Source organism: Pseudomonas sp. GD03842 (genome assembly GCF_029841165.1).
Lineage (GTDB): Bacteria > Pseudomonadota > Gammaproteobacteria > Pseudomonadales > Pseudomonadaceae > Aquipseudomonas.
In genome coordinates, this window is sequence record NZ_JAOCEA010000021.1 from 73,019 (window position 1) to 95,608 (window position 22,590).

Annotated in this window: 25 protein-coding genes and 1 pseudogene; 13 read left to right on the plus strand and 13 right to left on the minus strand. The window is 60.1% G+C overall.

The features are described 5' to 3' along the window. Positions 1-8 precede the first annotated feature (8 nt). Complete coding sequence (locus tag N5D61_RS23875; protein WP_279894415.1) at positions 9-659, plus strand: HAD family hydrolase; 651 nt, start codon at positions 9-11, stop codon at positions 657-659. A gap of 135 nt (positions 660-794) precedes the next feature. On the opposite strand, the gene N5D61_RS23880 is transcribed toward N5D61_RS23875, so the two are convergent. Continuing rightward, positions 795-1,850, minus strand: a complete 1,056-nt coding sequence (locus N5D61_RS23880) for an aminopeptidase (RefSeq protein WP_256601163.1) — start codon at positions 1,848-1,850, stop codon at positions 795-797. A gap of 120 nt (positions 1,851-1,970) precedes the next feature. Between N5D61_RS23880 and N5D61_RS23885 the strand changes: the two genes are divergently transcribed. After that, a complete protein-coding gene (locus tag N5D61_RS23885; protein WP_108236369.1) occupies positions 1,971-2,387 on the plus strand; it encodes a hypothetical protein in 417 nt (138 codons plus the stop codon). Positions 2,388-2,430: 43 nt separating this feature from the next. Here the strand turns inward: N5D61_RS23885 and N5D61_RS23890 are convergent, their stop codons facing one another. Both N5D61_RS23890 and N5D61_RS23895 read right to left on the minus strand, forming a co-directional pair. Beyond that, the gene (locus N5D61_RS23890) at positions 2,431-2,664 is read right to left on the minus strand and encodes a DUF1161 domain-containing protein (protein ID WP_108236368.1); all 234 of its coding nucleotides are present in this window, start codon (positions 2,662-2,664) and stop codon (positions 2,431-2,433) included. A gap of 124 nt (positions 2,665-2,788) precedes the next feature. Continuing rightward, the gene (locus N5D61_RS23895) at positions 2,789-3,220 is read right to left on the minus strand and encodes an OsmC family protein (RefSeq protein WP_108236367.1); all 432 of its coding nucleotides are present in this window, start codon (positions 3,218-3,220) and stop codon (positions 2,789-2,791) included. Positions 3,221-3,506: 286 nt separating this feature from the next. Between N5D61_RS23895 and N5D61_RS23900 the strand changes: the two genes are divergently transcribed. Then, positions 3,507-4,508, plus strand: a complete 1,002-nt coding sequence (locus N5D61_RS23900; protein WP_108236366.1) for an LLM class flavin-dependent oxidoreductase — start codon at positions 3,507-3,509, stop codon at positions 4,506-4,508. A gap of 267 nt (positions 4,509-4,775) precedes the next feature. On the opposite strand, the gene N5D61_RS23905 is transcribed toward N5D61_RS23900, so the two are convergent. Both N5D61_RS23905 and N5D61_RS23910 read right to left on the minus strand, forming a co-directional pair. Continuing rightward, complete coding sequence (locus N5D61_RS23905) at positions 4,776-5,000, minus strand: DUF1161 domain-containing protein (RefSeq protein WP_108236365.1); 225 nt, start codon at positions 4,998-5,000, stop codon at positions 4,776-4,778. Positions 5,001-5,140: 140 nt separating this feature from the next. After that, the gene (locus N5D61_RS23910) at positions 5,141-5,356 is read right to left on the minus strand and encodes a dodecin (RefSeq protein WP_108236364.1); all 216 of its coding nucleotides are present in this window, start codon (positions 5,354-5,356) and stop codon (positions 5,141-5,143) included. A 179-nt stretch (positions 5,357-5,535) separates the two neighbouring features. On the opposite strand from N5D61_RS23910, the gene N5D61_RS23915 reads away from it, so the two are divergent. After that, complete coding sequence (locus N5D61_RS23915) at positions 5,536-5,862, plus strand: DUF883 family protein (protein ID WP_108236363.1); 327 nt, start codon at positions 5,536-5,538, stop codon at positions 5,860-5,862. Here the strand turns inward: N5D61_RS23915 and N5D61_RS23920 are convergent, their stop codons facing one another. Continuing rightward, positions 5,863-6,762: a LysR family transcriptional regulator gene (locus N5D61_RS23920; RefSeq protein WP_108236362.1), complete on the minus strand. Its 900-nt coding sequence runs from the start codon at positions 6,760-6,762 to the stop codon at positions 5,863-5,865. Between the two features lie 119 nt (positions 6,763-6,881). Between N5D61_RS23920 and trpB the strand changes: the two genes are divergently transcribed. The 3 genes and pseudogenes from trpB to N5D61_RS23935 all read left to right on the plus strand — a co-directional run bounded on the left by trpB (position 6,882) and on the right by N5D61_RS23935 (position 9,511). Beyond that, complete coding sequence (gene trpB, locus N5D61_RS23925) at positions 6,882-8,108, plus strand: tryptophan synthase subunit beta (protein WP_279894416.1); 1,227 nt, start codon at positions 6,882-6,884, stop codon at positions 8,106-8,108. Further along, a complete protein-coding gene (gene trpA / locus N5D61_RS23930) occupies positions 8,108-8,920 on the plus strand; it encodes a tryptophan synthase subunit alpha (RefSeq protein ID WP_279894417.1) in 813 nt (270 codons plus the stop codon). Before trpB ends, trpA begins: the two co-directional genes overlap by 1 nt. 124 nt (positions 8,921-9,044) lie before the next feature. Further along, positions 9,045-9,511: pseudogene (locus tag N5D61_RS23935) on the plus strand (anti-virulence regulator CigR family protein). Between the two features lie 131 nt (positions 9,512-9,642). Here the strand turns inward: N5D61_RS23935 and N5D61_RS23940 are convergent. Together N5D61_RS23940 and N5D61_RS23945 are read right to left on the minus strand one after the other, a co-directional pair. Next, the gene (locus N5D61_RS23940) at positions 9,643-9,975 is read right to left on the minus strand and encodes a DOPA 4,5-dioxygenase family protein (RefSeq protein ID WP_279894418.1); all 333 of its coding nucleotides are present in this window, start codon (positions 9,973-9,975) and stop codon (positions 9,643-9,645) included. Positions 9,976-10,020: 45 nt separating this feature from the next. Next, positions 10,021-10,971: a LysR family transcriptional regulator gene (locus N5D61_RS23945; RefSeq protein ID WP_279894419.1), complete on the minus strand. Its 951-nt coding sequence runs from the start codon at positions 10,969-10,971 to the stop codon at positions 10,021-10,023. Positions 10,972-11,085: 114 nt separating this feature from the next. Here N5D61_RS23945 and betC point away from each other — a divergent pair, with 114 nt between their 5' ends. Further along, complete coding sequence (betC, locus tag N5D61_RS23950) at positions 11,086-12,591, plus strand: choline-sulfatase (RefSeq protein ID WP_279894420.1); 1,506 nt, start codon at positions 11,086-11,088, stop codon at positions 12,589-12,591. A 39-nt stretch (positions 12,592-12,630) separates the two neighbouring features. Then, on the plus strand, positions 12,631-13,560 hold the full coding sequence (gene choX, locus N5D61_RS23955) for a choline ABC transporter substrate-binding protein (RefSeq protein WP_279894421.1): 930 nt from the start codon (positions 12,631-12,633) through the stop codon (positions 13,558-13,560). Between the two features lie 107 nt (positions 13,561-13,667). On the opposite strand, the gene aroE is transcribed toward choX, so the two are convergent. Then, entirely contained in the window at positions 13,668-14,495 is an 828-nt protein-coding gene (gene aroE / locus N5D61_RS23960; RefSeq protein ID WP_279894430.1) for a shikimate dehydrogenase, read from the minus strand. Beyond that, positions 14,495-15,415, minus strand: a complete 921-nt coding sequence (hemF, locus tag N5D61_RS23965) for an oxygen-dependent coproporphyrinogen oxidase (RefSeq protein WP_279894422.1) — start codon at positions 15,413-15,415, stop codon at positions 14,495-14,497. The genes aroE and hemF overlap by 1 nt, the downstream gene beginning before the upstream one ends. 158 nt (positions 15,416-15,573) lie before the next feature. Here hemF and N5D61_RS23970 point away from each other — a divergent pair, with 158 nt between their 5' ends. Beyond that, positions 15,574-16,551: an NADPH:quinone reductase gene (locus N5D61_RS23970; protein WP_279894423.1), complete on the plus strand. Its 978-nt coding sequence runs from the start codon at positions 15,574-15,576 to the stop codon at positions 16,549-16,551. 113 nt (positions 16,552-16,664) lie between these two features. On the opposite strand, the gene N5D61_RS23975 is transcribed toward N5D61_RS23970, so the two are convergent. The 3 genes from N5D61_RS23975 to N5D61_RS23985 form a co-directional block, all read right to left on the minus strand. Then, positions 16,665-17,222: an L-threonylcarbamoyladenylate synthase gene (locus N5D61_RS23975; protein WP_108236353.1), complete on the minus strand. Its 558-nt coding sequence runs from the start codon at positions 17,220-17,222 to the stop codon at positions 16,665-16,667. Positions 17,223-17,261: 39 nt separating this feature from the next. Beyond that, the gene (dprA, locus tag N5D61_RS23980) at positions 17,262-18,374 is read right to left on the minus strand and encodes a DNA-processing protein DprA (protein ID WP_279894424.1); all 1,113 of its coding nucleotides are present in this window, start codon (positions 18,372-18,374) and stop codon (positions 17,262-17,264) included. A 124-nt stretch (positions 18,375-18,498) separates the two neighbouring features. After that, entirely contained in the window at positions 18,499-19,524 is a 1,026-nt protein-coding gene (locus tag N5D61_RS23985; protein WP_279894425.1) for a LysM domain-containing protein, read from the minus strand. A 136-nt stretch (positions 19,525-19,660) separates the two neighbouring features. Here N5D61_RS23985 and def point away from each other — a divergent pair, with 136 nt between their 5' ends. The 3 genes from def to rsmB all read left to right on the plus strand — a co-directional run bounded on the left by def (position 19,661) and on the right by rsmB (position 22,575). Then, complete coding sequence (gene def / locus N5D61_RS23990) at positions 19,661-20,167, plus strand: peptide deformylase (protein WP_108236350.1); 507 nt, start codon at positions 19,661-19,663, stop codon at positions 20,165-20,167. Between the two features lie 132 nt (positions 20,168-20,299). Next, entirely contained in the window at positions 20,300-21,259 is a 960-nt protein-coding gene (gene fmt / locus N5D61_RS23995; protein ID WP_279894426.1) for a methionyl-tRNA formyltransferase, read from the plus strand. Further along, on the plus strand, positions 21,256-22,575 hold the full coding sequence (rsmB, locus tag N5D61_RS24000; RefSeq protein WP_279894427.1) for a 16S rRNA (cytosine(967)-C(5))-methyltransferase RsmB: 1,320 nt from the start codon (positions 21,256-21,258) through the stop codon (positions 22,573-22,575). Before fmt ends, rsmB begins: the two co-directional genes overlap by 4 nt. Positions 22,576-22,590 lie beyond the last annotated feature (15 nt).

Genomic DNA, 22,590 nt, shown 5'->3' on the forward strand with positions numbered 1-22,590 from the left:
GAGATACCATGCATTACCAGAATATTCTGTTCGACCTGGACGGCACCCTGACTGACCCTCGCGAAGGCATTACCCGGTCGATCCAATACGCCTTGAGCAAGCTGGGCATCGCGGAACCGGACATTGCCCGGCTGGAGCACTTCATCGGTCCGCCACTGCTCGAGCAATTCATGCACGCCTACGGTTTCGACGAGGCCAAGGCGTGGGAAGCCGTGGGTTTCTACCGCGAACGCTTCAAGGTGACCGGGCTGTATGAAAATCGGGTGTTCGATGGCGTCTTCGAGCTGCTCGACCTGTTGTCAGATCAAGAACGCACGCTGTTCATCGCGACGTCCAAGCCATGGGTCTTCGCTCACGAAATCGCCCGCCATTTCGACTTCGCGCGTCATTTCAAGGTGATCTACGGCAGCGAACTGGACGGCACGCGCACCGATAAAGTCGAGCTGATCCGACATCTGCTGGATGAGGAAGCGCTGGATCCGAAGCAAACGCTGATGATCGGTGATCGCAAGCATGACCTGATCGGCGGCAAGCGCAACGGGCTGGACGTCGTGGCGGTAGGGTACGGATTTGGCAGCCGAGAAGAACTGCTAGCCGAAGCGCCGACCTACCATTTCGCCTCGTTGAGTGCACTGCATCAGGCGTTCTTGAAGCGCTGAAGATGCTACGAGCAGGAGCGCGCTTGGTCTGGCGCCGCATTCGGACGATGGCGATCTGTCTCAGGCATCTGCAGTGACAGACACTACGCCATCGTCCGAATGCGGCCTAGACCAAGCGCGCTCCTACAGATTGGGTTAGCCAGCAGGTTTCATCAACCGCTCCAACGCCGCCTTTCGCCTATCGGCAGGCAGCTCACCCAGTTGCTCCACTGCGGTAAAAAATGCAGACCAATCGCCGTGCACCTGCCTGAAGAGCGCGGCGAAGGCGGGGGTCCATTGGTCGTACAAACCGATAGGCAACAACCTGGCGTTATTCATCGGTGCGTACACCCAGGCATCGAATCGTTTGTCGCCGCCCCATTGGCCATCGCGTAAATCGCGATACCGAGCCCGCAGACGTTCGAACTCAGCCACCTTGCGCTGGCGCATGACGACGGGACTCAAGGGTTCGGCGTAGAGGCGTTTCAGGCGCTCGCGTGTGTCGAGCACCAACTGCGTCAACTGATCCCGCCGCCGGGTCTCGGAAGACGCCGTCTCGGGCGGCAATCCCCGCGCAGCACGCCACTGCCGGGTGCCCTCCTCTTCGACGAAAGTGGCGTAGGACTCATTGAACTCGCTGTCATCCTTGACGTAGACCCGTTGGTGCGCCAGTTCATGGAATATCAGCGTTGCCAAGCGTTCATCGCCCCACGTCATCATTGAGCTCATGATCGGATCGTCGAACCATCCCAGTGTCGAATACGCCTCCACGCCACTGACATAGACGTCCTTGCCTTCGAGCTTCTGCAACGCCGCTTCTCCCCGCGCAGCGTTCTGGTCGTAGTAACCGCGATAAGCGACACAACCGGCGATGGGGAAACAGTGCGTTACGGGCTCGAGCGAAAACTCGCCGGTGGCGAAGACGTTCCACACCACGTAAGGCCGATGGATATCCGCATACAGGCGATAGCTCTGGTTATCCGGCAGGTGCAGGTGCTGGCTGGCAAAATCGCGGGCCTGCTGTGCGGTATGCAAGCGGGCACGCAGCGTCGGGTCACGCTGGGGGTCGTTGACCACTCGAGTGACCGGCTCGCGCGCGCGCAACAACGCAAGCTGTCCTTGGGCCAATTGGCTGTAATAGGAAAGACTGGAGCAGCCGCCGAGGAGTAACATCGCCAGCAGCGGCAAGCCGCGCCGGAACCACAAGGTCATCGAACGATTCATGCGCGCCTTAACGTCGAAATACAGGAAGGGTATAAAGCCTGCGTTATGCCGCACACCCGACCTCTGACGCAACCACCCTCGTCCAACTGCCTGAATGCGGAGTCCGTCATGCGTTTGCCCCTGTCGATCATAGCCTTGAGCCTGCTGGCCGGATGCGCGGGGCCGCTGCCTGCCGTCGACCCGCAACAAGCCTGGGTGGACTTGCATACCTACACAGGCAAGACGTTGATGGCCGATAAGCTTGATGGCAGACGCACGGAAGACGGTCGATATTTTCAGGTGACACCCGGCAAACACACGCTGGAGGTGCGCTACGACTATGAGTACGCACCAGGAGGGTTGGGGTTATCGATGGATATCTACAACGAGCTGACCTGCTACGTCACGATCGACTACGACCACTTCGAAGCCGGCCATCGGTACCGTCTGGATGTCCGCCACATCGCTAACAGTATCGATGCGCAACTGCGGGACGAGCAGCGCAAGGTGCTCGCGAATGAAGGGGAAATCTACTGCATTCCCTAGCGCTATCGCCGGGCCAACCGCGCATGTTCGTCTGGCAGAACGTCTACCGATCGTTTTTCTGGTAAATGATTTTTCTCGTGCCGTTGTCGCACGAGCCCACAACCATGTTCTGATCGTGGACCTCTTCATTGCTGACGATCTCAAGCGTGTACGAGCTGACGTTCTGTGCCTGAACTTTGGCTTCGATCTCGGCCTTGAGCTCTTCGCAAGGCTTGGGAGCGGCGAACACGCTGGTGGTCAGTGCGCTGAGAAACAGGGTGATGGCGATGCGTTTCATGCTTGACTCCTTCGACGCCGCGCGATGTGCATGGGACCTTGATCTGACCGCGCGACCCACGCCGGGTTCTGCAACGCAAATGACCCGCACGAGCGGGTCATTAGGGGGCAAGCGTTCGGCCCGATCAGCTCAGGAGCGTAGCGTCCAAAGTGATCTTGGCATTCAGCACCTTGGACACAGGGCAGCCTTCTTTGGCCGCTTTGGTCAATTCATCGAATTGTTCCTGAGTGGCTCCCGGAACCTTCGCCTTGAGAATCAGATGCACAGCGGTGATCGCGAAGCCGCCATCGACCTGATCCAACGTGACTTCAGCCTGGGTGTCGATGCTGTCGGCCTTGAGGTTGGCGTTACCGAGGATCATCGACAGGGCCATCGAAAAACAGCCGGCGTGGGCCGCGCCGATCAACTCCTCAGGGTTGGTGCCTTTGCCGCCTTCGAAACGCGCCTTGAAACCGTAAGGGGCTTCGCGCAACACGCCGGTTTCCGTGGAGATGCTACCGATGCCGGACTTCAGATCACCTTCCCAATGGGCGGATGCTTTCTTGACGATGCTCATGGTGTCTCCTCATGTGATAAGTGCGAACGGCTCGCACATTGACCAAAAGTCTGAGGAGTGTAGGCGGCTCTTAGTTCAAAGGTTGTGACAACTGTGCTTTATCTCGCCTGGCCAAGAATAAATCCGACCAAATTAGTAGGAAATTTCCATCACCCCATTGCAACCTCAGAATCCGGACGTATCCTAGTGCCTTAACGCAAATATTTAGGCTTAACGCTGGCTTCGTTCTCGCGCCGCTTTTAGTTCGGCGCCCGACTCAGCCTCCCAAGAGGATTCACCACAGCCTATGAAACGCCTGACTGATGTGAAAATTTCTACCCTCGATCTCGTGCCCGTGCGCGAAGACAAAGGCCCGGCGGCCTCGCTGCGCAACTCGCTGGATCTGGCGCAACACGTCGAGAAATGGGGTTACACCCGCTTCTGGGTGGCCGAGCATCACAACATGGATGGCATCGCCAGCTCGGCGACATCCACGCTGCTGGCCTATCTGGCCGGTGGCACATCGACCATCCGCGTGGGTTCCGGCGGCGTGATGCTTCCTAACCACGCGCCACTGGTGATCGCTGAACAATTCGGCACCCTGGCAAGCTTGTACCCTGATCGTATCGATCTGGGTTTGGGCCGAGCCCCTGGCTCGGATCAAATGACCGCCCGCGCCCTGCGCCGTGAGCGTTCCGGCAGCGCAGACGACTTCCCGGACGACGTGGCGGAACTGATGAGCTACCTCGGGCCGCGCCAGCCTCATCAGCGGGTCATCGCCGTCCCCGGCACCGGCACCAACGTGCCGATCTGGTTATTGGGCTCCAGCCTGTTCAGCGCACAGCTCGCGGGGCAACGGGGCTTGCCGTATGCCTTCGCCTCACACTTTGCCCCTCGTTACATGCACGAGGCCATCCGAGTCTACCGCAATCACTTCCAGCCTTCGGCCGTGCTCGACAAGCCTTACGTGATGCTGGGCGTACCGCTTGCGGCGGCCGATACCGATGAGCAGGCCGAGTACCTGGTGACGTCTGTGTATCAGCGCATTCTCAACCTGATGCGCGGACAGAGCCTGATGCAGCGGCCTCCCGTCGAAACCATGAATGGCTTGTGGTTGCCTCACGAACGCGAAGCGGTGATGGATTTCTTGGGGTTGGCCATGGTAGGGGGCCCTGAAAAGATCCGCGCCAAACTCGACGTCCTGTTGGAACAGACCAACGCCGATGAACTGATCTTCACCTGTGACATGTACGAGCACGCGGACCGCTTGCGCTCATACGAGATTCTGGCGCAGGTCGCACGAGGCTGAGGTTCAAAACCCTCTCCCCACGGTCAGGATGCTTTTTCGGTGAATAGGGCAGTCGAATGATCGTACCCAGGCCCCGGATTGCCGACGATGGACGCTCAGCGTTCTGCCGGGCCTCTCTGGTGAGGAAGTATTGGGACGATCATCGACGTCGACGAAACGCTGAAGACCCGGGTAAACAGCTAGCCGAATGAGGTCGGGTGACGGGGGGAGGGCACGTGAGAAACCGACACGGATGGCGTCGGTTTTTCAGAGGCTCCGATGGGCCAATCAGCCGCGCTTGTAGACGATTTCCTTACTACCGCCTTCGCAAGTGCCGACGACCTTGCCATCTGCTGCATTGCCTTTGTCGACGGCCTCAAGGGTGTAGGACGCAACGCCCTTCGCCTTGATCTTCGCGTCGATATCCGCTTTCACGTCATCGCACGACTTGCCCGCCGCAAAGGTGGTGCCTGCCATGCTCAATAATCCTACCGCCAAAAGAATCTTCTTCATCGGTCACACTCCCTGGTCAGGCGTCTCGGACGCAAAAAGGGCCGCCTGAGGAGGCGGCCCGATACAGGAGACCCGCCGCTCTCAAAAGCGACACGGTCTGTGTAGCGCAAATTATGGCATTCAGCCAGTTTGAAAGTTCATTAGCTGTTGTCGATGCGGAAACCCACTTTGAGGGTCACTTGAAAGTGCGCCACCTTGCCGTCCTGGATGTGACCGCGGGTCTCCAGCACTTCGAACCATTCCAGAAACTTCACGCTTTTGGCAGCCTGGGCGATGGCATTCTGAATTGCATCGTCGGTGCTAGTGGTCGATGAGCCGACCAGTTCAAGAATCTTGTACGTGTGGTGATCAGACATGGCAGAACTCCTCAAGTGGTCTCGATTGCAGCGTAGCAGTGAAAAATCGCTGTCTCTGTCTGGCGGGCGAAGCGGCCGGAAAGTTCAGAAAAAACGCGCCACCGAAACCGCACTGCACTTTCTGAAAACCCTGTAGTCGGAATCATCACACGCCACCCATCACCGCAGGAGAGTCAATCATGGCATTCACGTCATCCCGTAAAGCGTCGTTGCAAAGTATGGAAGCTGAAATCGAAAGCTTGCTCAAGTCGTTGGAAAGCCTGAAATCGGACGCTTCGGACGAGTCGCGCAAAACCTTGAAGACCCTCAAAGCCAACGCTGAAAGCGCGCTGAGCCATTCGCGTAGCCTGTTGAGCGATGTCTACGAGGACGCCAAGGTCAAGACCCGCGAAGCCAGCGTTGCCACCCGGGACTACGCTCAGGAGCACCCTTGGACCACCGCCGGTGTGGCCGTGGGCGCGATCGGTTTGCTGGCCGCCTACCTGCTGTGCAAGCGCAGCAATTGATCAGGCCTGGCCTGGCCGGGCCAACTCCCGTCTGAGCCAGTCGGCCAGCTGTCGAGCCCGCCCGTCAGCCACCCGCTTGGGCACCCATAACGCCAGTTGCGCCGGGGTTTCGCTGAAACCCCATGGCGCAGCGAGGCGTCCTGCTTTCACATCGTCCGCCACCAGCGGCTCCGGTGCGATGGCAATCCCAAGGCCCGAAACGGCCGCCTCCAACAGATAATACAAATGCTCGAAACTCTGACCGTAGGTGAGCGCGTCAGGGTCGATATGCCAATGCCTCGCCCAGCTGGGCCAAGCCTGTGGCCGGGAAAGTGTCCGCAACAACGGCTCGCTCAGCAGAGCATCGGCCGGTGCGTGTCGAAGCGCTTCGAAGCTCGCGAAGCGCGGGCTCAGTACCGGGCCTATCCGCTCACGGGCCAACTCGTAAACCTGCATGTCCGCCGGCCAGGGAGGTTCGGCAAAAATAAGCAGGGCATCCAGACCGGGGCGACGAGGATCCAGATCACCTTCACCCGCGGACAGGTGCAAGCGCAGATCAGGCAAGTCCGCGTTCAAACGGCCCAGTCTCGGAATGAACCAGCGCGCCAGCAGGCTCCCAGAACACCCCAGTACGAATGGCGCATCGGCGCCGCCGTGGCTCAGTTCGTTGCAGACGCTGCGCAGCCGGTCAAACGCCTCGCCACTGACTTCGCGCAACTTGAGACCCGCATCTGTGAGTTTCAAGCCACGCCCCTCCTTGCTGAACAGGCTGACCCCAAGATGCTCTTCAAGGACCTTGATCTGACGGCTGACAGCCCCATGCGTAACGTGCAGGTGCTCAGCCGCCAGGCTAACGCTGTTCAAGCGAGCGGCGGCTTCGAAGGCGCGCAGGGCGTTGAGAGGTGGCAGTTCCCGGCTCATATGATCTGTGAGTTTTTCTGACAGGTTGCGGCAATCTTATCGGTTTTCACCGGCCATGACGCTGGTTAAAGTGTGCGCACTGCCTAACGGCTCAATGCATTCGTCACCTGGAGGTTCTCATGTCCCAGACTCAGACCCAATACCGCACTGGCCCGGACGACCGGGGTATGTTCGGTGCCTTCGGCGGCCGCTACGTCGCTGAAACCCTGATGCCGTTGATTCTCGACCTGAACCGCGAATACGAAGCGGCGAAGAACGATCCGGCCTTCCAGAAAGAATTGGCCTATTTCCAGCGTGACTATGTCGGTCGTCCAAGCCCGCTGTATTTCGCAGAACGTCTCACCGAGCACTGCGGCGGGGCGAAGATTTACCTGAAGCGCGAAGAGCTCAACCACACCGGCGCGCACAAGATCAACAACTGCATCGGCCAGATTCTGCTGGCGCGACGCATGGGCAAGAAGCGCATCATCGCCGAAACCGGCGCGGGCATGCACGGCGTGGCCACGGCCACGGTGGCCGCACGGTTCGGTCTGGAATGCGTGATCTACATGGGCACCACCGACATCGAACGCCAGCAGGCAAACGTATTCCGCATGAAGCTGCTCGGCGCCACGGTCATTCCGGTGGTAGCGGGCACCGGCACGCTGAAAGACGCGATGAACGAAGCGTTGCGTGACTGGGTGACCAATGTCGACAGCACCTTCTACCTGATCGGCACTGTGGCCGGTCCACACCCGTATCCGGCCATGGTCCGCGATTTTCAGGCGGTGATCGGCAAGGAAACGCGTGAGCAACTCCAGGCACAGGAAGGCCGTCTGCCCGACAGCCTGATTGCCTGCATCGGTGGCGGCTCCAACGCCATGGGCTTGTTTCACCCCTTCCTGGATGACACCACCGTGCGCATCGTTGGGGTGGAAGCGGCCGGCCACGGTATCGAAACAGGGCAACACGCGGCCAGCTTGAACGGCGGCGTGGCGGGCGTGCTGCACGGTAACCGCACCTTCCTGCTGCAAGATGAAGATGGCCAGATCATCGACGCCCACTCGATCTCCGCCGGTCTTGATTACCCTGGCATCGGGCCGGAACACGCGTGGTTGCATGACATCGGACGCGTCGAATACACCTCGATCACCGATGACGAAGCCTTGGCCGCCTTCCACCAGTGCTGCCGTCTGGAGGGCATCATCCCGGCCCTGGAAAGCGCCCATGCCCTCGCCGAAGTGTTCAAACGCGCCCCGACGCTGCCTAAGGATCACCTGATGGTGGTCAACCTGTCCGGTCGCGGCGACAAGGACATGCAAACCGTGATGCACCACTTGGATCTGTCCCAGCAGGAGAAACATTGATGAGCCGCCTGCAGACTCGCTTTGCCGAGCTGAAACAACACAACCGCGCCGCCCTGGTGACCTTCATCACCGCAGGTGACCCGGCATACGACACCTCGCTGGCAATCCTCAAAGGGCTGCCGAAAGCCGGTGCCGACGTCATCGAGCTCGGCATGCCGTTTACCGATCCCATGGCGGACGGCCCGGCCATTCAGTTGGCCAACATCCGCGCGCTGGGCGCCAAGCAGAACCTGGCAAAAACGCTGCAAATGGTGCGTGAGTTCCGCGCTGACGACAGCACCACCCCGCTGGTGTTGATGGGTTACTACAATCCGATTCATAACTACGGCGTTGAGCGCTTCATTTCAGAGGCGCACGAGGCGGGGGTCGATGGCCTGATCGTGGTGGATCTGCCGCCAGAACATAACGCCGAGTTGTGTGATCCCGCCCAGGACGCCGGTCTGGACTTCATCCGCCTGACCACGCCAACCACCGACGACAGTCGGCTGCCGACAGTGCTCAATGGCAGCTCGGGTTTTGTGTATTACGTGTCGGTAGCGGGCGTGACCGGCGCCGGGTCGGCGACCATCGACCACGTCAAAGATGCGGTAGCACGTCTGCGTCGCCACTCGGATCTGCCCATCAGTGTGGGTTTCGGGATTCGCACTCCGGACCAGGCGGCCGCCATTGCACGGATTGCCGATGGCGTAGTGGTGGGCTCGGCACTGATCGATCAGATCGCCAATGCACCTTCAGCGAATCAAGCAGTCAGCGGCGTATTGAAGCTGTGTTCGGAGCTGTCAGAAGGTGTTCGTAAGGCCCGCGTATCCTGAAGGTAAAGTTCTGATGCAGAGGAATCTCCGCCTTCGTTAGCAGACTAAGCAATACAGCAAAGGGGTTCAGGACCTGTGTCTGAACCCCTTTCTGCTGACTCGAATTTGGTCAGGAGCACGCTGTATGAAAGTCTCGAAGCGTTTGGTCGCCGGGCTGGGCGCGTTGCTGGTCAGCGCAAGCGCACTGGTGCAGGCCGCGCCGCCCGATCGGCGTGGCGGCTACGACGACCATGGCCCTGGCCAGCATCAGGACCATGGCCCGCAAGGTGGCCCGCAGAATAATCGTGGCAATGATCATCGCCCTGAGAATCATGGCGGTGGCGGACGCCCTCCTGCTGATTTCGGCGACGTTCGCCGCACGATTCAGGAACACCGTGAAATCATCGGGCGCGGCCAGCCGCTGCCGCCGAACGTGCACATCGTGAAGGGTCGTCCGCTGCCCCATGGCTATGGCCGCCGTCTGGACGCCGCTCGCTGGAATACCTGCCACGCTACGACGGCTACGAATGGCGCCGCCTCGGCCCGGACATCGTGCTGGTCGCGATTGGCAGCGGGATCGTTTACGAAATTCTGGATGGTGTGCTGAACTAAGCCGCGCGCTCCAACCTCGATTGTTCCCACGCTCTGCGTGGGAACACCGGTCGGGCTGCTCCGCGGCCCATGCGACGCGGAGCGTCGCTAAATGCATACCCACGCAGAGCGTGGGTACGATCAACGATCCATCACTTCCTGAACATCCCCACATTCAGCTCCCGCACACCGCCCATCCAGATCGCGTGTTCAGTGTGATCCGCCAGATCATCGCCAGTCAGCGGATGCGTGAAGATCACCAACCCGCCACGATTCAAGGCCAGGTAAAGCATCACATCAGCGAACTGCTCATGGCTGAACGCCAGTTGGCAACTCCAGTCCGGATGCGGCCCCACAGAGCGTTCGTGCACGCGCCCCATACGAATATCGAATTTCGCCGCAACGCTCTCGCACAAGGCCCGCGCCTGCGAGAGGGTTTGCGCGTCGAAGTAAACGTGGGCATGGTAGCCCTCGGTGGATGACATGCTCAGTCCTCAAAATGTGTACTGCTACAGGGAACGCGACAAACCTCAAACGGCAATAGATGGCAACGGCTTACCCGCCAACAAATCCCCGCTCATCGTCTGTTCACTTCTTAACCAATCGACGAACCGCTGCATAATCTGTACACGTCGTTTGCGCTGGGGCAAAACGATGTAATAGCCGTAAGCAGAAATAGCCGCAGCCTCGACGGGACGGCACAGCAAGCCCTGATCCAGCAAATCATCCACCAGATGCCGCCAGCCAATCGCAACGCCTTGCCCGCCAATCGCCGCCTGAATCAGCAACGTGTAATTGTCGAACCGCAACTGCCCCGGCGCAGGCGCTTGAGCGATGTTCAAGGCGCGAAACACGCCGCCCCAATCGAACCAGTTATTGCCGCCCTCGCCACGCAAGTGCAGCAGGGGAAACTCCTTCAACGCTTCGGGCCGTAACGGCAGTTCACGCCCGGCGATCAGTTTAGGACTGCACACCGGAAACACTTCCTCACTGAACAGCCAATGGCTCTCGCCCTGTTTGAAGCGTCCATCACCAAACAGCACTGCCACATCGATATCCGCACGCAGCATGCTGTGGCTGCGCTCGCTGGTGACGAGGCTGACGTCCACGTCGGGGTTCTCCTTATGGAAACGATGCAGACGCGGCATCAGCCAATAGGCAGCAAAGGCGAAGTCGGTCGCGACCTGCAAAACCTCGTGCTGATGCTGCTCAGTGATGAGACTCAGCCCTGCGTCCATCGACTGCAAACCGGCTTGTACATGGTTGAAGAGGATCTCGCCGGCGTCGGTCAGCTCAATGCCGCGATAAATGCGGTCGAACAGGCGCGTTGCCAATTGTTCTTCTAACCTTTTGATTTGTTGGCTAATGGCGGGCTGGGTGGTGCCGAGCTCGATGGCAGCCGCTGTAAAGCTGCGCAGGCGGGCGGCGGCCTCGAAACCTCGCAGTAAATCCAAAGAGATCTCACCAAGGGCATCAAACATAAGCGTGGCTTATCCTAGGCATTGCGTTTTATGGGCTTTACCGCTGACTTCTTGGATTCCATTCTCTAAGCCAGCAATTTCGCATAAATATTCACTATGGAATGCCGCGAAGACATGAAGCGCAAGAACATTCTTTTCATCATGGCCGATCAGATGGCCGCGCCGATGTTGCCGATTTACGCCCGATCCCCGATCAAGATGCCGAATTTGAGTCGCCTCGCTGCCGAGGGCGTGGTGTTTGACGCTGCCTATTGCAATAGCCCGCTCTGTGCACCGTCGCGCTTTACCCTGGTGAGCGGCCAACTGCCCAGCAAGATCGGCGCCTACGACAACGCGGCCGATTTCGCCGCCGATGTACCGACTTATGCCCATTATCTGCGTCGCCTGGGTTATCACACCGCGCTATCGGGGAAGATGCACTTTTGCGGCCCGGATCAATTGCACGGTTACGAAGAACGGTTGACCAGCGATATCTACCCGGCCGACTACGGCTGGGCCGTGAACTGGGACGAACCGGACGTGCGCCCGACCTGGTATCACAACATGTCATCCGTACTGCAGGCCGGGCCCTGTGTGCGCACCAACCAACTCGATTTCGATGAGGAAGTGGTATTCAAGGCTCAACAATATCTATTCGACCGGGTACGCGAAGACCGTAACCAGCCGTTCTGCCTGACCGTGTCGATGACCCACCCGCACGACCCGTACACCATTCCCAAGGACTATTGGAATCTGTACAGCGACGACGAAATCCCGATGCCCGCCGCGCCCATTGCTCAGGCCGATCAGGACCCGCATTCCCAGCGCCTGTTGAAAGTCTACGACCTGTGGGACAAGCCCCTGTCGCACGACAAGATCCGCGACGCCCGCCGTGCCTACTTCGGCGCTTGCAGCTACATCGACGACAACATCGGCAAGCTGCTGAAAACCCTGGAAGACAACGGCCTGGCCGACGACACCATCGTGGTGTTCTCCGGCGACCATGGCGACATGCTGGGCGAACGAGGCCTCTGGTACAAAATGCACTGGTTCGAAATGTCCGCCCGCGTGCCATTGCTGGTTTACGCGCCGGGTCAGTTCAAGCCCGGCCGGGTGAAGGCTGCCGTTTCCACTGCTGACCTGCTGCCGACCTTTGTCGCGTTGGCCGATGGCGAGCTTGAAGCCGGTCTGCCGCTGGACGGACGTTCACTCATGCCGCATCTGCAGGGCGAGGGCGGCCATGACGAAGTGTTCGGTGAGTACATGGCCGAGGGCACCACCAGCCCGCTGATGATGATTCGGCGCGGCGCGTACAAATTCATTTATTCGGAGCAAGACCCTTGTCTGCTGTATGACGTGGACAACGATCCGAATGAACGCGAGGAGCTGAGCCATTCCGAGGCCCACCGCGACCTGTTCAACGCGTTCCTGGCCGAAGCGAAGGCCAAATGGGACATTCCGGCGATACACCATCAGGTGCTCGCCAGTCAGCGGCGTCGGCGCTTCGTCGCCCAATCGCTGACACTCGGCAAGCTGAAGAGTTGGGATCACCAGCCGCTGGTAGACGCCAGTCAGCAATACATGCGCAACCATATCGATCTGGACGATCTGGAGCGCAAGGCCCGTTATCCACAACCTTGAACCCTGCCAACACCTAGAAAATCAAAAAAGGGGCACACCATGAAGAAGTTGTTCACAACACTGGCGGTCGCGGTGATGAGTCTGGGGAGCGTCGTCGCAAACGCCGCTGACGCACCCAGCTGCAGTACGGTGAGAATGGCCGATCCGGGTTGGAGCGACATCGCTGCGACCAATGCGACGGCGGGTTTTCTACTGGACGGCATGGGTTACAAGACCAAGGTGGACACGCTGGCAGTACCCATTGCCTACGGTGGCCTCAAGGACGGTCAGATGGACGTCTTCCTGGGTAACTGGATGCCTGCGCAGCAGGGGTTCTACGACAAGTTCATCGCCACCGGGGATGTGACGCAATACGCAAAAAACCTTGAGGGCACCGAGTTCACCCTGGCCGTCCCGGACTATGTCTATGACGCAGGCGTGCATGACTTCGCCGACCTGAACAAATTCGCCGACAAATTCCACAAGAAGATTTATGGCATCGGGTCCGGGGCTCCGGCCAACGCCTCGATTCAGGAAATCATCAAGAAAAACGAATTCGACTTGGGCGACTGGAAGCTGGTCGAATCGAGCGAGCAGGCGATGCTCGCCGAAGTGAAGCGCAACGTGAAGAAGAAGGAATTCGTGGTTTTCCTCGGCTGGACGCCGCACCCGATGAACGTCCAGATCCAAGGCATGCACTACCTCAAGGGTGGGGAAAAGTACTTCGGTGATACCGGCAGTGTTTACACCGTGACCCGTAAAGGGTACGCCGACGCCTGCCCCAATGTGGCCAAGCTGTTCGCTAACCTGATGTTCACCCAGGACATGGAAAACAGCATCATGCAGGAAGTGGACAGCAAGAAAATCAGCAACGCCGACGCCGTCAAAGGCTGGGTCAAGGCCAACCCGGCGGTGCTGGAAAAATGGCTCGAAGGGGTGAAAACCATCGACGGCAAGGAGGCGTTGCCAGCCGTCAAAGCGAAGCTGTGATCCTGACAGCCCTTTGAAAGCGCGGTGGGTCTGTGATCGTTCCTACGCTCTGCGCGGGAACGATCATTTGGTCAAAGGGATTGGGTGAACGTACGGCAGAGATCAGATCACGCCTCAGCCATCAGCCGCCGCAATGCTGTCAGCACCGGCCCCGATTCCGGCCGGACGCCACGCCATAGGTAAAAGGCCTCGGCGGCCTGCTCAACCAGCATACCCAGACCGTCGACCGCTTGTGCGGCACCATGCTCCGAGGCCCAACGACAGAACGCGGTTGGCTCTTTGGCATACATCATGTCGTAACAGAAGGTCTTGCCCGGCTGAATCAGGCTGGGAGCAATCGGCGGAAGCGCCCCCGCCAGGCTGGCCGAGGTCGCGTTGACAATGATATCGAAAGACTCTTCGAGCCAGTCATAACCGGCAGGCAGCACGGGGCCTAGATCACTGAATTCCTTCGCCAATTGCTCGGCCTTTTCCACCGTGCGGTTAGCGATGACGAGTACGTGGGGCGTTTCCGCGAGCAACGGCTCCAGCGCACCTCGCACCGCGCCGCCCGCACCGAGCAACAAAATGCGCTTATCGCTCAACGCCACGCCATGATTCACTTTCAAGTCCCGCACTAGCCCGGCGCCGTCGGTGTTGTCTCCCAACAAACTGCCGTCCGCCTGACGTGCCAAGGTATTCACCGCACCCGCGCGACGGCCTCGCTCGGTCAGGTGATCGGCCAGACGATAGGCCTCTTCCTTGAATGGCACGGTGACGTTGGCACCACGACCCGCTTCGAAAAACCGCCTGGCAAAAGACGTGAAGTCATCCAGGGGCGCCAACGACGTTTGGTACTCCAGGGTTTCACCGGTCTGCTCGGCGAACAGGCGATGGATCAATGGCGACTTGCTGTGAGCGATGGGATTGCCAAAAACCACGTATTGATCTGTCATCATTGGGCCTCCTCGGCCAACCAGTCGCGGTCTTGCAGGAAGTACTCCGTCAAACGCGCTTCTTCGCTGCCTGGCGAGGCTTTCCAGTCGTAACCCCAGCGAACCTGAGGCGGCAATGACATGAGGATCGACTCTGTACGCCCGCCCGACTGCAGACCGAAGAGCGTGCCACGGTCGTAGACCAGGTTGAATTCCACATAACGTCCCCGCCGAAACTCCTGAAATTCGCGTTGCTGCGGCGTATACGGCGCGGATCTTCGACGTTGCACGATGGGCAGGTACGCCTCGATGTACGCCTCACCGATGGCGCGCAAGAAGGCAAAACTGGTGTCGAAATCCCATTCGTTCAAATCATCGAAGAAGAGCCCCCCCACACCACGCGGTTCATTGCGGTGCTTGATGTGGAAGTACCGATCGCACCAGGCCTTGTAACGCGGATAGACATCGGCCCCGAACGGAGCACAGGCTTGCTCGGCCACACGGTGCCAGTGGATGCAGTCTTCCTCCACCCCGTAATAGGGGGTCAGATCAAAACCACCCCCGAACCACCAGACCGGTTCTTCGCCCTCTTTCTCGGCGATGAAAAAGCGCACGTTGGCATGGGAGGTCGGAACATGAGGGTTATGTGGGTGCATCACCAGCGACACGCCCAGCGCTTCGAAGCCACGGCCCGCCAGCTCGGGGCGGTGGGCGCTAGCGGAAGGCGGGAGGCCCGCGCCGAAAACATGGGAAAAATTCACGCCGCCTTTCTCGAACACTTCGCCATTTTCGATCACCCGGGTCCGGCCACCTCCACCGGCTGGGCGCTCCCATGCGTCTTCGACGAAACGAGCGCTGCCGTCTTCGTGTTCCAGGACCGCGCAGATCCGGTCTTGTAGATCGAGCAGGTAGGCTTTGACGGCATCAGTACGGAAAGACATGGCGGTACCTTGAAGTAACGGTGCTTCGAAATTGGCGCGTAGCATACACCTGCTCGACCAGCCTCGCAGTTGACGAAGACCGAACGAAGGAGTCCGATACATCCCTTCACGGCATTCAGTTTTGTTCCAGCCGTTTCGATCCATGACGGAGAAAGCATATGGCAAAGCGTATCCAGTTCCGCGCCCATGGCGGCCCTGAAGTCCTCGAATACGTTGACTTCGAAGCTGCCGAACCGGGGCCGAAAGAGGTCCTCGTGCGCAACAAGGCGATTGGCGTCAACTTCATCGAGACCTACTTCCGCACCGGCCTGTACCCCGTTGCCTCCATGCCGTCGGGCTTGGGAAATGAAGGGGCTGGCGTGGTCGAGGCCGTCGGCAGTGAAGTCACTCACGTCAAGGTGGGCGACCGCGTGGGCTACGGTACTGGCCCGCTGGGCAGCTACGCAGAATTGCACCTGACGCCAGCTGCCAACGTCGTCAAGCTGCCAGACGACATCAGTTTCGAACAGGCAGCTGCGATCATGCTCAAGGGCCTGACGGTCCAATACCTGTTCCGTCAGACCTACGAAATCCGTCCTGAAGAAACCATCCTGTTTCACGCAGCGGCCGGTGGGGTCGGGTCCATCGCCTGCCAATGGGCGAAGGCGGCTGGCGTGCGTTTGATCGGCACCGTCAGTTCCGCGGAGAAGGCCGCTCATGCCAAAGCGCTGGGTGCTTGGGAAGTGATCGATTACAGCAAGGAAGATGTGGTCAAGCGGGTGCTCGAACTGACAGATGGCAAGAAGGTCCCGGTCGTCTACGACGGCGTGGGTAAAGACACCTGGGAAACATCGCTGGATTGCCTGGAGCTACGAGGATTGCTGGTGAGCTTCGGCAATGCGTCAGGGGCAGTGACAGGGGTGAACCTTGGCGTCCTGGCTTCCAAGGGCTCGCTGTACGTCACCCGTCCGACGCTCGGCTCCTACGCCAACGGCCCTGAAGCCCTGCAAGCGATGGCCGACGAGGTTTTTGCGATGGTCACCAGTGGCAAGGTGAAGGTCGATGACCTCAAGAAATATGCGTTGAAGGACGCAGCTCAAGCGCATACCGACCTTTCCGGACGGCGCACCACCGGGTCAATCATTCTGGTGCCATGAGGCATTGGCGCGGAGCGTGGCCATCACCCGTTCCGCTTCTGCCCAAAGGGCGTAGGAGCACGCTCGTCTCTGGGCCGCGCTCCTACGGCCTTCGGCCAGAATAAGAAGCGAACTCAGCCAGCTCTAAGCACTTCGGCGGTCACCAAGTCCCGAATCACACTGGGGTTGCGCCGTCCGCCCAGTGCACCGTTGAGCACCATGTCCAGTTGCCCATGAAAGTACTGCTCGATGCGCAAGCGAGAGCGGGCGGCTGGCCGGCCGGTCGGGTTGGCGGACGTTGAAATGAGCGGGCCAGTCAATGCACACAATTCGCGGACCTGGGGATGATCGCTGACACGCAGAGCAACGGTATCTCGCCCGCCAGTGATCCAGTCGGGCAACAGCCCCTGATGCGGCACCAGCCAGGTATTCGGCCCAGGCCAGGTGCTGGCCATGCGGTCAATCCACAGCTCGGGAAAGTCCTCGAAGAGAAAGTCGAACTGGCGAATGTTGTCCGCGATCAGAATCAGCCCCTTTTCCACCGGCCGCTCTTTGATTGCCAATAAGCGGTACACCGCTTCGGCATTCCAGGGATCGCATCCCAACCCCCAAACCGCTTCGGTTGGATAGGCAATCACCGCCCCGGCCCGAACCTCTTGTGCGGCTTGTTGCACACGCCAACTGCTGACCATCGTTCGCTCTCCGATTTAACGCTGGCGGGCAGTGTAACCTCAGCGCGCCCGGGCAAACCATCGTCCAGCCTCACACACCACGCAACCCTCGAGTTCCAAGTCCGTCAGCGCAGCCAGAACCCGGGGCAATGGCCAGCCAAGGTTGCTCGCCAAGGTCTCGCTGGTTTGCGGCGCCGCGTGCAACAAGGCGAGAAGCGGATGATCGGGCACTGCCCGTCCTTGCCCCGGTGCCGGCGAGGGCGGAAGGTTTTTCCAGCCCTGTACCCCCTCGAGAATGTGCTCGATGGTTTCAACGAGTATGGCGCCGTCTCGAATCAGTTGGTGGCAGCCTCGGGCGCCAGGGTGATGAATCGACCCAGGAATCGCATACACCTCTCGACCTTGTTCCGCAGCAAGCCGCGCCGTGATCAGCGAGCCACTGGCCACGCTGGCTTCGACCACCAACACGCCGAGCGAGAGGCCGCTGATGATACGGTTGCGTTTCGGGAAATTGCTCGCTTGAGGTTCAGTGTCCAGCGGCAACTCGGAAATGACCGCGCCCCCTCGGGCCATCATGTCAGCCGCCAACGCGCGATGCCGCTGTGGATAAAGTTTTTCGAGGCCCGTTCCCAGTACGCCGATTGTGGCGCCATTTCCCTCAAGCGCCCCTCGATGGGCGGCGCCGTCGATGCCCAGTGCAAGGCCACTGGTGATGACGAATCCAGCACTTGCCAGGCTGCGGGCAAAGGCAGCGGCGGTATCCAATCCTGGCTTGGAAGCGCGTCGACTTCCGACCATGGCGAGCTGTGGACGGTCCAGAAGCGCGGGATCGCCGGCGACGAAGAGCAGGGGAGGAGGGTCGGGGATTTCTGCGAGTAGCGCGGGGTAATCAGCGTCGTCCCACATCCGTAAATGCTGGCCCGGCCGCTCTAGCCAGGCCAATGCGGCGCTGGCGCCATCCCTTACAGCCGGGTCGCGCCTGGCCTGCGCGCTGGCGGTGGGCAGGCCCAATGAATGCCAGGCTGAGGCAGGCGCACTGAGCGCGGCGGACGCGCTGCCAAAGGCATCGATGAGGATTTTGAAACGTCTGGAACCGATCTCGGGCAATCGATGAAGGCGCAAACGGGCTTCCAGCTCGGCAGGCGACTGCCCGGCATTTTCGAACAACGGCATGAGTTCTTCCTTGATGGGGCGCCTGCCTCAATCGGCAGGACAGCCTGTGGATAACTCTGTTAACAACGTTTAGATAAGTGAAGCACGCCGGTGGGAAAATGCGTTTCAAAGCTGATACATAGGATTACGGATTGCGGACCTTGTCAGACACCGCCAGAGAACGGGTAGCGTGCAGGACCATCCCGTAACTCAGCCGATCATAGGTGCGGAATACCATGAGCAGGCCTGCGCGCTCGTCAGGGATCTTGACCTGTTCGCCGGTGACCCGATCACGCACCTTTTCGCCGGTCTTGTAGATCGCCAGCACGTTGCCTTCGACCAGGCCGTCCAGCTTGCCGCGGTCCAGCGTTACCACATCGAATTCGCCGATCTGCGTGACACCGCGGGGCACGTCCAGAATCACCCCCTGAATCGGCTGCTTTGGCTCGCTGGGGACGAATGTGGAATTGATCGCGCGCTCCTCACTGACGAACAAGCGATCACCCAACCGCACCTCTTCGGTCGAGCGCTGCATTTGCAGCGTACCGATGTCACCCTCGCTGGCAACGATCTCGCCGCTGCCGATATCGTCCGCGTTGATGCCCAACACAGCGTTCGTGTCGGGATCGAAGTAGGTTTTGCCCTTGCGGAAAACGCCATAAGACACATGTTCAGGGCTGAAGTGGCCCCGAGCATAGATGCGGTCCCCTGCGCCACTGAGGACCCGCTCGCCATTGACCGCGACGACATACGGCGCATCGTCGAACTGCTGAGCACGGTCCATGATGCGGTTGTTCAGCAGAAACGCATTGATCGCGCCCAAGGGAATCGTGGGGATGGCTTCGGCGATCGGGGTGCTGCGCACCCGGGGGGATAACTTGATGGTGCCACGTGATTCGCCACGGTTGACGACGATTCGGGGCTGGCCGTCGACATAAATGAGGTTCAGGGTGTCGCCGGGGTAAATGAGATCGGGATCATGGACCTGGGGATTGGCCCTCCAGATCTGCGGCCATTGCCATGGCTGGCTGAGAAATTTCCCGGAAATGTCCCAAAGGGTGTCACCGGCGACAACGGTGTACTGCTCTGGATGGCCTTCCCTGAGTTGTACTTGCGCCTGAACAAGGCCCGTGGTGGCCAACAGCAGCAGGGCGAGTAGTGATTTCCTCATGCGGTGAATCCCTTTATCATGTTGGCTTCGCGTGAAACATGGAGTCTCGCGAGACTTCTGTGGCTGCCCGCGCTGGCGACGTCCCAAGCCTAGCAGCCGATTTTGACTTTACCCTACAAGTGCAACTCTTACGTATATGGCCATTTTAAACATTCTCGAATTTCCCGATTCGCGCCTGCGCACCATCGCCAAACCGGTGGCGGCCGTGGACGACGGCATTCGCCAGTTGGTCGACGACATGTTTGAAACCATGTACGAAGCGCCAGGCATCGGGCTGGCGGCGACGCAGGTTAACGTACACCAGCGCGTGGTTGTAATGGATCTCTCGGAAGACCGCAGCGAGCCCCGGGTTTTCATCAACCCCGAGCTCGAACCGCTGACCGACGAGATGGATCAGTATCAGGAAGGCTGCCTGTCGGTGCCCGGCTTCTATGAGAACGTAGACCGTCCACAGCGGGTGAAAGTCAAAGCCCTTGACCGCGACGGGCAACCCTACGAGTTGATCGCCGAAGGCCTGCTCGCCGTATGCATTCAACACGAATGCGATCACCTGAATGGCAAGCTGTTCGTCGACTACCTGTCTACTCTGAAGCGTGACCGGATCAAGAAAAAGCTCGAAAAGCAACACAGGCAGAACGCTTGATCGGGTTTCGTCCCATGCCTTCCAGACCGTAGGAGCGCGCTTGCCCGCGATTGTGTCAGTCACCTTCGTATCATCAGCACCCTCTATTCGCGGGCAAGCGCGCTCCTCAAAGCTACCTCCCAAGAGAAACCCATGACCGAGCCACTGCGCATCGTCTTCGCCGGGACCCCGGAATTCGCCGCCGAACACCTCAAAGCCCTGCTGGACAGCCCTCATGAAGTGGTCGCGGTCTACACCCAGCCGGATCGCCCTGCAGGCCGAGGCCAGAAGCTGATGCCCAGCCCGGTCAAGCAACTCGCGCTGCAACACGCCATTCCTGTGCGCCAACCACCGACCTTGCGGGCGCCGGAGGCTCAGGCAGAACTGGCCGCGCTCCAGCCCGACTTGATGGTGGTGGTCGCCTACGGTCTGATCCTCCCGCAAGGGGTCCTCGACATCCCGCGTCTGGGCTGTATCAACAGTCACGCCTCGCTTCTGCCACGCTGGCGTGGTGCCGCGCCGATTCAGCGCGCTGTCGAGGCAGGTGATGCCGAGAGCGGTGTGACCGTGATGCGCATGGAAGCGGGTCTGGACACCGGTCCTATGCTGCTCAAGGTCACCACCCCGATCAGCGCCGACGACACGGGCGGCCGCTTGCATGATCGTCTCGCTGAACTGGGCCCCCACGCAGTGGTGCAGGCCATTGCCGGCCTGGCCAACGGTACGCTGGTCGGCGAAGTACAGGACGACAGCTTGGCTACCTACGCCCATAAGCTGAACAAGGACGAGGCGCGTATCGACTGGTCGCGTCCGGCCGATGAGCTGGAGCGGCGGGTGCGCGCCTTCAATCCTTGGCCCATTTGCCACAGCACCCTCAACGGCGAAACCTTGAAAGTGCTCGCCGCGCAGGTCGCCGAAGGGCGGGGTGAACCGGGCACCATTCTTGATGCCAGCAAGGAGGGCCTGCTCGTCGCCTGCGGACAAAACGCCTTGCGCCTGACACGTCTACAACTGCCGGGTGGCAAGCCGCTGGGCTTCGCCGACCTGTTCAACAGCCGCCGCGAAAAATTCGCGACGGGGACTGTGCTCGGCCTCTCGGTTGAAGCTCAATGAACCCGCGTTTAGCCGCCGCCAAGGCGTTCGCTGCGGTGCTCAGCGGCAAGGCATCGCTGAACAGCTCGCTGCCCGCTCAACTGGACAAGGTCGATGACCGGGATCGGGGTTTGACTCAAGACCTTGCCTTCGGCACCGCCCGCTGGGAGCCACGGCTGTCGGCCCTGGCGGCAAAACTGCTGCAGAAGCCGTTCAAAGCTGCGGACACCGACGTCCAGGCGTTGCTGTTGGTGGGGCTGTATCAACTGTTCTACACACGCATCCCAGCCCACGCTGCCATCGGCGAAACGGTCGGTTGCGCTGACAAACTGAAAAAGCCCTGGGCCAAGGCCTTACTCAATGCCGTACTGCGGCGCGCCCAGCGTGAGGGCGAGGCGTTGTTGACTGAGCTGGAGCACGACCCGGTAGTCCGAACCGCGCATCCGCGCTGGTTGCAAAAAGCGCTCAAGGCCGCTTGGCCTGAGCACTGGGAAGCCATCTGCACCGCCAACAACGCGCATCCGCCGATGATTCTGCGGGTCAATCGCCGCCACAAAACCCGCGATCAGTACCTGCAGTTGCTGGAGGACGCAGGCGTTGCAGCGACGGCCAGCACCTTCAGCCAGGACGGTATCGTCCTGACCGAGCCGGGCGACGTGCGCTCGCTGCCGGGCTTTGCCGAGGGCTGGATCAGCGTTCAGGACGAAGCAGCCCAACTGGCCGCCGAGCTGCTGGAGCTGGCGCCGGGACAACGCGTGCTGGATGCCTGCTGCGCGCCGGGAGGCAAGACCTGCCATCTGCTGGAAGCACAAACGGGGTTATCCGGCGTGGTAGCGGTGGACCTGGAAGCCAAGCGCATGGTCCGCGTCAAAGAGAACCTCGATCGTCTGGGGCTGAGCGCAGACCTCATTGCCGCCGACGCCCGCGCTACCGACCAATGGTGGGATGGCAAGCCGTTCCAACGCATCCTGCTGGACGCGCCCTGTTCGGCCACCGGCGTAATCCGTCGTCATCCCGACATCAAGCAGACACGCCAGGCCGATGACATTCCGGCCCTCGCGATGCTGCAGGGCGAGTTACTCGACGCATTATGGCCAACCCTCCAAGTGGGCGGGATTCTGCTCTACGCGACGTGTTCCACACTGCCGACCGAAAATACGGAGATGATCGAGGCGTTTCTGTCCCGGACACCGGGTGCCAGGGAGCTGGACATTGCCGGGCAAGCAGGCAATCCGCCGCCCGGGCTGAAACAACCCCATGGCCGACAACTGCTGGCTCAGGTAGGCGGGCATGATGGGTTCTATTACGCCAAGCTCATCAAGATCGCTGCGGGCTGATCCCTGTAGGAGCGC